Genomic DNA, 10,858 nt, shown 5'->3' on the forward strand with positions numbered 1-10,858 from the left:
GAGCAGGGTCCTCGACACCACGGTCGTGCCTGCGCTGTACGCGAACGGCGCCCTGGTCTGGCCCGGCTCAGGGCGCGGGCCAGACCAGGGCGCCGTTCGCGTACAGCGCAGGCACGACCGTGGTGTCGAGGACCCTGCTCAGGTCCGGGACGGCCTTCACCTGCCCCATCCGCAGGAGGAAGTCGCCCTCGGTCTGCATCGCCGCGGGGTCCAGCTGCCCGAGCACCTGACCGGCGGGCAGGGTCGAGGTGACCAGCCCCTCCTCCGTGGTCCAGACGTCGACGTTGTGCGCCGTGTCGTAGCCGGTGCCCGCGGCCTGCGCGGCGTAGCCGACGCACTCCTCGGCCGCCGTCTCGCAGTGCTCGAACGCGTGCAGCTGGGCGCGCAGGAAGTCCTGCACGGCCGTGGGGTGCTCGGCGAGGAAGTCGGGGTTCGCGATGGTCGCGGCGATCGAGCCGGGCACGCCGTAGTCCTCCGGGTTCCAGAGCCGCACGTCCTCGCCCAGCGCCTCCAGCGTCAGCGGCTCGTTGGACTTGTACCCCGTGAGCGACTGGACCTGCCCCCGCACCAGCACGGTCGGGTCGAACCCGACGACGACCTGCTTGATCGACGCGACGTCCACGCCGTCGGCGCGCAGCATGGCGTCGATCGCCACCGGCAGCGCGCCCTTCTGCCCCAGCGTCGTCCCTTCCAGCTGCTTCAGGTCGGTGACGTCCGGCTTCGTCATGAGCGTCGCGATGGGCACGTGCCCGAACAGCGCGACGGCCTTCACGTCGACGCCGTTGGCGACGTTGACGAGCACGTCGCTGCCGCCGCTCATCGAGCTGAGCTGGGCCGTGCCGGCGGCGACGAGCTGCGCGTTCTGCGCGGTCTCGCCCGTGCCCGGCTGGATGCGGACGTCGAGGCAGAGGGCGTCGAAGTAGCCCAGCGCCTCCGCCGCCAGCGGGTCGAGGATGCTCGCCGACGCCTGGTACTGGTACCCCGTCACGTAGGTGACGGGCCCGGCGGCCTCGTTCTCGGCGCAGCGCTCGGGCGAGACGGCCGACCCCTTCGCGGCGGCGGGGGCCGACGGGGTCGCCGGGTCGCCGCCGCCGGTGCAGCCCGCGAGCAGGAGGGCGAGGGCCGCGGCCGGGGCGAGGGCGCGCAGGGCGGTGGTCACGGGTGCGCTCCTGGAGGGGTGCGGGCGGTGGGCATTCACGACGGGCCGGACTGCGACTCGTGCCAGGACAGGACGCGCCGCTCCACGGCCGTGACGAGGAGGAGAAGGACCGAGCCCATCACCGCCAGGCAGGCGATGGCCGCGAAGACGCGGTCCAGCTGCGACGACGAGGACGCCACGCTGATCACGGTGCCGAGGCCCTGGGTGGCGCCCGCGGCGGAGAACTCCGCGACGATCGCCCCGACGATCGAGAGGGGGAACACCACGCGCAGGGACGCGAAGACGTAGGGCAGGGCGCTGGGGATCCGCAGCCGCCACAGCACGTCGAGGCGGGAGGCGTGCACGGTGCGGAACACCTGCAGCACGGGCCGGGCCACCGAGCGCAGCCCCGTCGTGGTGTTCATCAGCACGGGGAAGAAGGTGATGAGCGCGGTGACGACGACCTTGGGCAGGATCCCGAAGCCGAACGCCACCACGAGCGCGGGGGCGATGGCCACCACGGGCGTGACGTTGAGGACCACGACGAGCGGCAGCAGCGCCCGGCGCAGCACGGTCGACTCGGAGATCCCCACGGCGAGCGCGAACGCCGCGACGGAGCCCGCGAGCAGGCCCAGCAGCGCCTCGCGCAGGGTCGCGGCGGCGTTCTCGACGTAGAACCCCGGCTGGGTCGTGAGCTGCTCGCCCACCGCGCCGAGCGCGGGCAGGACGTAGGGGTTGGAGCGGGCCACGAGCGTCCACACCACGGCCGCGGCCGCGAGGGCGACCAGCGTGGGCAGCCACCACCGCGGGTGCAGGAAGCCGGTGGCCGCCGCGGCCCGCCGGGCCGCGGCCGCCAGCCGCGCGCTCACCACGGGCCCCCTCACACCAGGTCCCGCGGGAGCACATCGGTCCACGCCTGCTCGAGGTGGGCGCGCACGGCGTGCTCGCACGCGTGCATCGCGTCGGAGTCGAGGTGGCCGTGCCGGCGGGGGCGCTCGAGGCCGATGTCGAGCACCGCGGCGATGCGCCCCGGCCGGGCCGCCATGACGACGACGGTGTCGGACAGCAGCACGGCCTCGGTGACCGAGTGGGTCACGAACAGCACGGTGGTGCGGGTCTCGTGCCAGACGTCGAGCAGCTGCAGCTGCACCGCCTCGCGCGTGAACTCGTCGAGCGCCGAGAACGGCTCGTCCATCAGCAGGACGTCGGGCTGCAGCGCGAAGGCCCGGGCGATCGCGGTGCGCTGCTTCATGCCGCCCGACAGCTGCCCCGGGCGCTGCGCGAGCGCGTCGCCCAGCCCCAGCCGGGTCAGCAGCTGCACGGGGTCGCCCGCGAGCTCGCACCGCTCGGTGGCCGCGCCCGCGGCCTCGCGGCGGCGCCGGCCCGCCCGCCGGTTCACCTTGTCGAGCACGCGGACGTTGTCGAGGACGCTGAGCCAGGGCAGCAGCGCGGGCACCTGAGGGACGAAGCCGATCGACTTGGCGGCCGAGGCCTGCTGCGCGGTGGCGCCGAAGATCGACACGTCGCCGGTGTCGGGCTCCTCCAGCCCCGCCACGAGCCGCAGCAGCGTGGACTTCCCGCAGCCGCTGGGGCCGATGACGCTGACGAAGCGACCGCGCGGCACGCTGAGGTCGACGTCGGCGAGCGCCACCGTCGGCTGCTCGCCGTCGCGGTAGGTCTTGCCGGCGGAGCGGACGAGGATGTGCGAGGCGTCGGGGACCGCGGCGACCTCGCGCTCAGCCGTGCTCGCCACCCCTGCTCCTCGTCGTCGCCGCACCCGCGGCGTGCCGGACAACCCTCACCTCAGCGCCGGAACCGCGGGCACCCGCAGTCGCGCACCGAGCAGTCCGTCCCGCGGCGGTAGTGCTCGTGCGCCTCCCGCGCGTGGCCGCAGGCCGAGCACACGCGGCCACGGAGCCGCTCGAGGAGACCCGGCACCTGCGACCTCCTGACCTGCCGTGGCCGGCAACGACGAACGGGTGCCCGCCCCGAGGACGAACACCCGCTCTGACCCGCGCGAACGCTGGTCGGGCTGACAGGATTTGAACCTGCGACCCCTTGACCCCCAGTCAAGTGCGCTACCAAGCTGCGCTACAGCCCGCCGGCCGTCCCGCCCCCGAGGGGGTGGTCGAGCCGTGGAAGACCTTACCTCACCGCTTGCGCTTCTCCCGCACGCGGACGCTGACCTCGATGGGCGAGCCGGTGAAGCCGAACTGCTCGCGCAGGCGGCGCTCGATGAACCGGCGGTAACCGGCCTCGAGGAACCCGCTGGCGAAGATCACGAACCGCGGCGGCCGGGTCGAGGCCTGGGTGCCGAAGAGGATGCGCGGCTGCTTGCCCCCGCGGACCGGGTGCGGGTGCTCGGCCACGACCTGGCCCAGGAAGCTGTTCAGCCGGCCCGTCGGCACCCGGGTGTCCCAGGACTCCAGCGCGGTGTCCAGGGCGGGCACGAGGCGCTCGAGGTGGCGGCCGGTCTGGGCGGAGACGTTGACGCGCAGCGCCCAGGGGTACTGGACGAGCTCCTTCTCGATCTCACGCTCGAGGTAGTGCCGGCGCTCCTCGTCGGTCAGGTCCCACTTGTTGTAGGCCAGGACGAGCGCACGGCCGGACTCGACCACCGTGGTGACGATGCGGATGTCCTGCTCGGACAGCCGCTCGCTGGCGTCGAGCAGCACGACGGCGACCTCGGCCTTCTCCAGCGCGGCCTGCGTGCGCAGCGACGCGTAGAAGTCGGCGCCCTGCGTGAGGTGAACGCGGCGGCGGATGCCGGCCGTGTCGACGAAGCGCCACGTGCGCCCCCCGAGCTCGATCAGCTCGTCGACGGGGTCGCGGGTCGTCCCGGCGGTGGGGTGCACGACGACGCGCTCGGAGCCGGCGAGCTTGTTGAGCATGCTCGACTTGCCGACGTTGGGCCGCCCGAGCAGCGCGACGCGGCGCGGGCCGCCGGCCGGCTCGAGGCCGCCGCCGGTGGCCGAGACGGCGGGCAGCTTCGCGACGGCGGCGTCCAGCACGTCGCCCGTGCCGCGCCCGTGCAGGGCCGAGACGGGGTACGGCTCCCCCAGCCCCAGCGACCACAGCTCGGTGGCGTCGGCCTCCTGGCGCGGGCCGTCGACCTTGTTGGCCACGAGCACGACGGGCTTGCCGGCCTTGCGCAGCAGGCGCACGACCTGCTCGTCGGTGCCGGTGGCCCCCACGGTCGCGTCGACGACGAACATCACGGCGTCGGCCAGCGAGATCGCGACCTCGGCCTGCTCGGCGACGCGCGCGGGCAGCCCCTCGACCTTCTTCTCCCAGCCGCCGGTGTCGACCAGCGTGAAGTCGCGCCCGGCCCAGGTCGCCGGGTACATGACGCGGTCCCGGGTGACGCCGGGGACGTCCTCGACGACCGCCTCGCGGCGGCCGATGATGCGGTTGACCAGCGTCGACTTGCCCACGTTCGGGCGGCCGACGACGGCCAGCACCGGCAGCGGGCCGGCGGGCTGCTCGTCGCCGTCCCCGCTGCCGTCGGTGTCCAGGAGCGCGACGTCCTCCTCGGACAGGTCGTACTCCCGCAACCCCACGCGCAGGGCGGTCTCGACGTTCGCGTCGTCGGGGACCTCGATCGGCCCGCTCGCGGGCGCGTCGTGGGCGCCGGTGTCCTCGGGTGCGTCGGGGGAACTCATCGATTGCCTCCCGGCAGATCGTCGGACGCCATCTCACCGAGTCCCAGCTCGTCGGCGCCCAGGTGGTCGGGGGATGCGATCCCCGTGCGCTGCAGCGACTCCAGCACGTGTGCGGACAACTTCTCGCGGACCTGCTCGACACCCGCGGCCAGGGCCACGCGGCCGGGCACCCCGGGTTCCTTGACCACGGTGAAGGGGGCGCCGAAGCAGAAGTGCAGGCGGCGGCGCGGGGGCGGCAGCCGCCGCTCCCGCTCACCGGGCAGGTGCGCGCCCAGGCAGGCGACCGGCACGACGGGCGCGCCGGACTGCAGCGCGAGCCAGGCCACGCCCGAGCGGACGGAGGCGCCGTCCCCGCGGCCGCGGGTGCCCTCGGGGAACACGCCCGCGGCGCCGCCGCCCGCGAGGACGTCGAGCACGCCCAGCAGCGCCTCGCGGTCGCCGTGGCTGCGGTCGATGGGGATCTGCCCGGCCCGCAGCAGGGCCGCGCCGACGACGCCGCCGAACATCTCCTTCTTCACGAGGAAGTGCACGTCGCGCGGGGCGACGGCGTACAGCAGCGGGCCGTCGACGATCGAGGCGTGGTTGGCGGCGAACAGCACCGGCCCCGTGCCGGGGACGTGCTGCGCGCCGTGCACGCGCGAGGACCACACGCCGCGCGCGAGCGCCGTGCCGACCCACTTGGTCCAGGCCTGCGGTTCGCGGACGCGCACGCTCACGAGCGCGCCCCCGTCCGCCCGCGCACGACGGCCAGCAGGGCCTCGACGGTGCCGTCGAAGTCGAGGTGGGTGGAGTCGAGGGTCACGACGCCGTCGGCGGCGGTGCGGAAGGCCGTCGTGCGGCTGTCGAGGCGGTCGCGCTCGACGATCCCGCGGCGCGTCGCCGCCAGCGCGGCGGCGTCGGCCGCGCCCAGGTCCTGCTGCGCGCGCCGGGCGAGCCGGACCGCCTCGTCGGCGGTCAGCAGCACGCGCACGTCGGCGTCGGGGGCCACGACCGTGGTGATGTCGCGGCCCTCGGCCACGACGCCCGGGGCCCGGCCCGCGGCGGGCGCCGCGCAGGCCGCCTCGATGAGCGTGCGCTGGCGCACGAGCAGGTCGGCGCGCACCGCGGGCACGGACGCGACGGCGCTCACGGCGGCCGTGACCTCGGCCGAGCGGATGGCCTCGGTGACGTCGGTCTCGCGGCCGTCGGCCTCGACCAGGGCGATGACGGGGGCGTCGGGGTCGGTGCCGACGACCAGCGGGACCCCGCGCACGTGGGCCGCGACCGCGGCCGTGTCGTGCAGGTCGACGCCCGCGCGGTGCGCGGCGAGCGTGACGGCCCGGTACATGGCGCCCGTGTCGAGGAAGGCCACCCCGAGGGCGCGGGCGGCGGCCCGGCTCACGCTGGACTTGCCCGACCCCGACGGCCCGTCCACCGCGACGACCACGCCCGCGCGCGCGGGCCGGTCCACCACCGAGACCTCCGAGGTGCCGAGCGACACCGCCGCGGGCGACTCCGCTGCGGACGTGGCGGGACCGTGGTGTTCGGCGGGGGTGGGCACCCGTGGAGGTTAGTCGACGTCGGGGGTCGGTCGGTGCCGGAGGTCGGTCGGCGCCGCGCTCACCGCGGCACCGTCCAGCCCCGCTCCCGCAGGGCCTCCTCGAGGTGCGCGGCCGCGGCCGGCAGCACGTCGATCTCCGCCAGGGCGACCGGCTGGCCCTCGGAGTGCTCCAGGCGCAGGTCCTCCAGGTTGGCCCCGGCCGCGCCGATGTCGGCCAGCAGCCGCGCCAGCTCGCCCACGCGGTCGGGCACGACCACGACCACGGTCGCGTAGGCCGTCGGCGCGGTGCCGTGCTTGCCGGGGATGCGGTCGCGCCCCGCCCCGCCGTCGGCGATCACCCGCACCAGGGCCCCGCGGGCCCCGAGCGCGCCGGGGTCGCGCTCGAGCGCGCGCAGCGCCGCGATGACGTCGTCGAGGTCGGCGCGCAGGGACTCGAGCACCGTGGCGACGGGGGCCGCGTTGCCCGCGAGGATCTGCGCCCACAGGGCGGGGTCGCTCGCGGCGATCCGCGTCACGTCGCGCAGCCCCTGGCCCGCGAGGCCGACGGCGCCGTCGGGGGCGTCGCGCAGCCGGGCCGCGACGAGGCTGGCCGCGACCTGCGGGGCGTGGGAGACGAGCGCGACGGCCTCGTCGTGCTCACCGGCCCGCATGTCCACGAGCGCCGCGCCGCAGTCGAGCGCGAGGGCGCGCACGGCGGCCACGGCGGCGGGGGCCGCCTCCTCCCCCGCCGCGACGACCCACGGCCGCCCCGCGAAGAGGTCGGCCTGCGCCGCGACCGGGCCCGAGCGCTCCCGGCCGGCCATGGGGTGGGAACCGACGTAGCGGCTGAGGTCGATGCCCTTGTCCCGCAACGTCTGCAGCGGCCCACCCTTGACGCTGGCGACGTCGGTGACGACGGCGCGCGGCCAGCGCCGCAGCTCCTCGGCCACGACCTGGCCGACGACGTCGGGCGGGGCCGCGACGAGCACCACGGCGGGGTCGTCGTCGTCGCGGGGGAAGCGCCCGGCACCCATGTCGCGCGCGATGGCCATGGCCGTGGGCGAGACGTCCTGCAGGACGACGTCCACGCCGCGCAGGGTCAGGGCCAGCGCGGCGGACGTGCCGAGCAGCCCCGTGCCGACCACGCGGACCGTGCCGACGGTGCGGGCCGGGGCGGCCGGGTCGAGGGTCACCGGCGCGGGGCCGGGGCGGGCCGCGTCACTGGGCGATGTCGCGGCGCAGGGCCTGGGCCCCGCGCAGGTACACGTGCCGCACCTCGGCGCGGGCCAGCCGCGTCTCCACGTGCGCCATGAGGCGCACGACGCGGGGCATCGACCCGTCGATCTCGAGCTCCCGCGCGCACATCAGCGGGACGTCGCCCATGCCGAGCTCGCGCGCCGCGACGGCCGGGAACTCCGAGACCAGGTCGTGGGTGGAGGTGAAGAGGACGCTGATGAAGTCGTCGAGGCTGAGCGCGTTGGCGCGGATGACCTCCTCGACGAGCTCCCTCGTCGCGTCGAGCACCTGCTCGCGCTCGTCCGCCTCCACCTGCACCGCACCGCGGATCGCCCTCACCGACACGGGGGCCACCGTAGTGGGGCCCGTCACAGCCCGGCGACCGCCATCAGCTGCTGGACCTCGCCCCGGGTCAGGCGGCGGTTCTTGCCGGGCTTGAGGTCGCCCAGGACGATCGGCCCCATCTGGGTGCGCACGAGCTTCAGCACGGGGTAGCCCTCGGCCTCGAGCAGGCGTCGCACGACGTGCTTGCGCCCCTCGTGCAGGACGACCTCGACGAGCGCGTACCCGGGCTTGGAGTCCACGAGCTTGAAGCTGTCCACCGCCACGGGACCGTCCTCGAGCTCGATGCCGGCGCGCAGCACCTTCCCGAGGTCCTTCTTGACGGGGCCGCGGACCTCGGCGAGGTAGGTCTTCTTCACGCCGAAGGACGGGTGCTGCAGGCGGTGCGTGAGCGCCCCGTCGTTGGTCAGCAGGATCAGGCCCTCGGTCTCGAGGTCGAGGCGGCCGACGTGGAACAGGCGCTCCTCGCGCGGGCCGACCATGTCCGCGAGGTTCATCCGGCCCTGCTCGTCGTACATCGTCGACACGACGCCCTTGGGCTTGTTCACCGCGATGTAGACGAGCTCGTCGTCGAGGGAGAACCGCAGGCCGTCGACGTGGACGACCTGCCGGGTTGGGTCGATGCGCACCCCGAGCTCGGTGACGACCTCGCCGTCCACCGTGACGCGACCCGCGGCGATCATGTCCTCGCACGCGCGGCGGGACCCGGCACCGGCCTGGGCCAGCACCTTCTGCAGGCGCACGCCCTCGGGGTCGTGCACGTCGACGCCCGGACGCGCCTTGGCGGGCGCGGGGCCGCGGCGCGGCGGCGCCGGTGCGGGCGCGATCTCGTCGCTCATCCGCGTCGCGGCGCCGCGGCGTCCGCCCGCGGCGTGCCTGCCGGGCACGGAACCCTTGCCGCCACCGGTCCCACCGCGGGACTGGCTCGGCCGCTGGGGCCGGCCGCCGCGCTGGGCGGGGCCACCGCCCGCGCCGGGCCTGCCCTTGCCGGCGCCGCTGCGACGCTGGCCGCCTCCGCGGGGCGCAGTCGGGGTCATGGGTTCCTCCTGGAGTACTGCCTACTGCTGTTCCGGCTCGTCGTCCGGCTGGTCCGTGCTGTCGTGGACGGGGACGTCCCGGTGCGGCTCGGGGAGCTGCTCGTCGGTCGCGTCCGCGGGCCCCCGCTCGCGCGGCGGGGCCGCGTCGGCGGGTCCGCCGTCGGTCCCATCATCCCCCACCGCGGAGGCCGCGGCGACCGCCGGACCGGGCGGCGGGGCGAGGACCTCGCGCGGCTCGAGGTCCTCCACCGACAGCTCGTCGGGCAGGAAGGGCGCCAGCGGCGGCAGGTCGTCGAGGGCCGGCAGGCCCATCCGGTGCAGGAACTCCTCGGTGGTGCGGTACAGCGTCGCGCCCGACGTCGCCTCGACCCCGGCCTCCGTCACGAGCCCGCGGGTGAGCAGCGTGCGCATCACGCCGTCCACGCCGACGCCCCGCACGGCCGAGACGCGCGCCCGGCTGACGGGCTGGCGGTAGGCGACGATCGCCAGGGTCTCGAGCGCGGCCTGCGTGAGCTTGGCGGTCTGCCCGTCGAGCAGGAAGGCCTCGACGACGTCGGCGTGCTCGGCGCGCGAGTACACGCGCCACCCGCCGGAGACCTCGCGCAGCTCGAACCCGCGGCCCTGCTCGGCGTACTCCGCTGCGAGCTCGCGCAGCAGGAGGTCCACCTCGTCGGGCGCCTCGCCCGTCGCGCGGGCCAGCGCCGGGACCGCGACGGGCTCGTCGGCCACCATGAGGACGGCCTCGACCGCCGCCCGCACGCGCCGGCCGGCGTCGGCGGCCTCGGCGGCGGCGGCGGCGGTGTCGTCGTCGGTGTCGTCGTGCGCCGCTGCGCGCTCCACGTCGGTGCTCATGCGGTCCTCCCCGGCGCGGTGTCCGCGCCCTCGAACTCGTCCACCGCGGCCAGCACCCGGGCGGCCGCCGCGTCGTCGGCGTCGTCCGCGACCCCGGCGTCCCACCGCACGGTCAGCGTGGACAGGGCCTCGGGCTGCTCCAGCCGCACGCGGCGCTCGCGGAACAGCTCCAGCACCGCGAGGAACCGGGCGACGACGACGAGCGTGCCCTCCGGCCCCTCGCCCGCGTCGGCCACGAGGTCCTCGAACGTCGCGGACCCGCTGCGCCGCAGGCGGTCCACGACCAGCGCCGCCTGCTCGCGGACGCTGACGGTGCTGGCGTGCAGGTGCTCCAGGCCGACGAGCGGCACGGGCCGGGGCGTCAGGGCGCGGCCCGCGAGCGCGGCCAGCTGCTCCGGGCCGACGCGCAGGACGAGTTCCGGCAGGAGGCGCTCGAAGTGGGGTTCCAGCGCCACGGCGCGCGGCACGCGCCGGGAGGACTCCTCGAAGCGCTCCGCGAGGACCGCGGCGACCTGCTTGTAGGCGCGGTACTGCAGCAGCCGCGCGAACAGCAGGTCGCGGGCCTCCAGCAGCGCCAGGTCCTCGGAGTCCTCGACGTCGGCCGCGGGCAGCAGGCGGGCCGCCTTGAGGTCGAGCAGCGTGGCCGCCACCAGGAGGAACTCGCTGGCCTCGTCGAGGTCCCAGTCCTCCTCGGCGGCCGAGGCGGCCCGGATGTGGGCGATGAACTCGTCGGTGACACGGGCGAGCGCGACCTCGGTGATGTCGAGCTGGTGCTTGGTGATGAGGCCGAGCAGCAGGTCGAAGGGCCCGGAGAAGTTGGTCAGGTGGACCTCGAAGGCGCCCCGTCCCGGCTCGCGCGGCTCGCGGGCGGCCGGGACGCCGCGGGCGTCGGGCGTCGCGGCGACGCTGGCGGGGGCGGGCACGCGCCCACGGTAGCGAGCCCGTGCGCCACCCGTTCGCAGCACGCGCGGGGCGCCGCCGGCGGGCGTCCGGGTGGTCCGGCGACGATCCGCGCCGGGGGCCGCGACGGTCGGCCTAGCGTGGAGCGCAGCCGTCGCCCACCCGTCCCGAG

Annotated in this window: 10 protein-coding genes, 1 tRNA gene and 1 pseudogene; all 12 read right to left on the minus strand. The window is 75.9% G+C overall.

Annotated elements, in window-relative coordinates:
- Positions 1 to 67: 67 nt before the first annotated feature.
- The 12 genes and pseudogenes from GTR02_RS15215 to GTR02_RS15270 all read right to left on the minus strand — a co-directional run bounded on the left by GTR02_RS15215 (position 68) and on the right by GTR02_RS15270 (position 10,709).
- Positions 68 to 1,159: an ABC transporter substrate-binding protein gene (locus GTR02_RS15215; protein ID WP_166608345.1), complete on the minus strand. Its 1,092-nt coding sequence runs from the start codon at positions 1,157 to 1,159 to the stop codon at positions 68 to 70.
- 35 nt (positions 1,160 to 1,194) lie between these two features.
- Positions 1,195 to 2,007 (minus strand): ABC transporter permease, encoded by an 813-nt coding sequence (locus GTR02_RS15220; RefSeq protein WP_338073838.1) that lies wholly within the window; start codon positions 2,005 to 2,007, stop codon positions 1,195 to 1,197.
- Positions 2,008 to 2,018: 11 nt separating this feature from the next.
- Positions 2,019 to 2,891, minus strand: a complete 873-nt coding sequence (locus tag GTR02_RS15225; RefSeq protein WP_338073839.1) for an ABC transporter ATP-binding protein — start codon at positions 2,889 to 2,891, stop codon at positions 2,019 to 2,021.
- A 271-nt stretch (positions 2,892 to 3,162) separates the two neighbouring features.
- Positions 3,163 to 3,239 (minus strand) — tRNA-Pro (locus GTR02_RS15230).
- A gap of 49 nt (positions 3,240 to 3,288) precedes the next feature.
- Entirely contained in the window at positions 3,289 to 4,800 is a 1,512-nt protein-coding gene (der, locus tag GTR02_RS15235; RefSeq protein WP_166608347.1) for a ribosome biogenesis GTPase Der, read from the minus strand.
- Entirely contained in the window at positions 4,797 to 5,516 is a 720-nt protein-coding gene (locus GTR02_RS15240) for a 1-acyl-sn-glycerol-3-phosphate acyltransferase (RefSeq protein ID WP_166608348.1), read from the minus strand. Before GTR02_RS15240 ends, der begins: the two co-directional genes overlap by 4 nt.
- The gene (cmk, locus tag GTR02_RS15245) at positions 5,513 to 6,340 is read right to left on the minus strand and encodes a (d)CMP kinase (RefSeq protein WP_338073840.1); all 828 of its coding nucleotides are present in this window, start codon (positions 6,338 to 6,340) and stop codon (positions 5,513 to 5,515) included. The genes GTR02_RS15240 and cmk overlap by 4 nt, the downstream gene beginning before the upstream one ends.
- A 59-nt stretch (positions 6,341 to 6,399) precedes the next feature.
- Positions 6,400 to 7,512 carry a prephenate dehydrogenase gene (locus tag GTR02_RS15250; RefSeq protein WP_166608349.1) on the minus strand — a complete coding sequence of 371 codons (1,113 nt, stop codon included), beginning with the start codon at positions 7,510 to 7,512 and terminating at the stop codon, positions 6,400 to 6,402.
- A 25-nt stretch (positions 7,513 to 7,537) separates the two neighbouring features.
- On the minus strand, positions 7,538 to 7,900 hold the full coding sequence (gene aroH / locus GTR02_RS15255; RefSeq protein ID WP_166608350.1) for a chorismate mutase: 363 nt from the start codon (positions 7,898 to 7,900) through the stop codon (positions 7,538 to 7,540).
- 23 nt (positions 7,901 to 7,923) lie between these two features.
- Complete coding sequence (locus GTR02_RS15260) at positions 7,924 to 8,934, minus strand: pseudouridine synthase (protein WP_166608351.1); 1,011 nt, start codon at positions 8,932 to 8,934, stop codon at positions 7,924 to 7,926.
- Positions 8,935 to 9,177: 243 nt separating this feature from the next.
- Positions 9,178 to 9,666 (minus strand): annotated as a pseudogene (scpB, locus tag GTR02_RS24955) (SMC-Scp complex subunit ScpB); the annotation flags it as partial.
- A gap of 116 nt (positions 9,667 to 9,782) precedes the next feature.
- Positions 9,783 to 10,709 carry a segregation/condensation protein A gene (locus GTR02_RS15270; protein ID WP_166608352.1) on the minus strand — a complete coding sequence of 309 codons (927 nt, stop codon included), beginning with the start codon at positions 10,707 to 10,709 and terminating at the stop codon, positions 9,783 to 9,785.
- Between the last annotated feature and the right edge of the window lie 149 nt (positions 10,710 to 10,858).

Source organism: Kineococcus siccus, from assembly GCF_009906795.1.
Lineage (GTDB): Bacteria > Actinomycetota > Actinomycetes > Actinomycetales > Kineococcaceae > Kineococcus > Kineococcus siccus.

Bases quoted from the DNA above. Each gene is read 5' to 3' on its own strand.
- GTR02_RS15260 (WP_166608351.1), bottom strand. From the start codon at position 8,934: ATGACCCCGACTGCGCCCCGCGGAGGCGGCCAGCGTCGCAGCGGCGCC.
- der (WP_166608347.1), bottom strand. From the start codon at position 4,800: ATGAGTTCCCCCGACGCACCCGAGGACACCGGCGCCCACGACGCGCCC.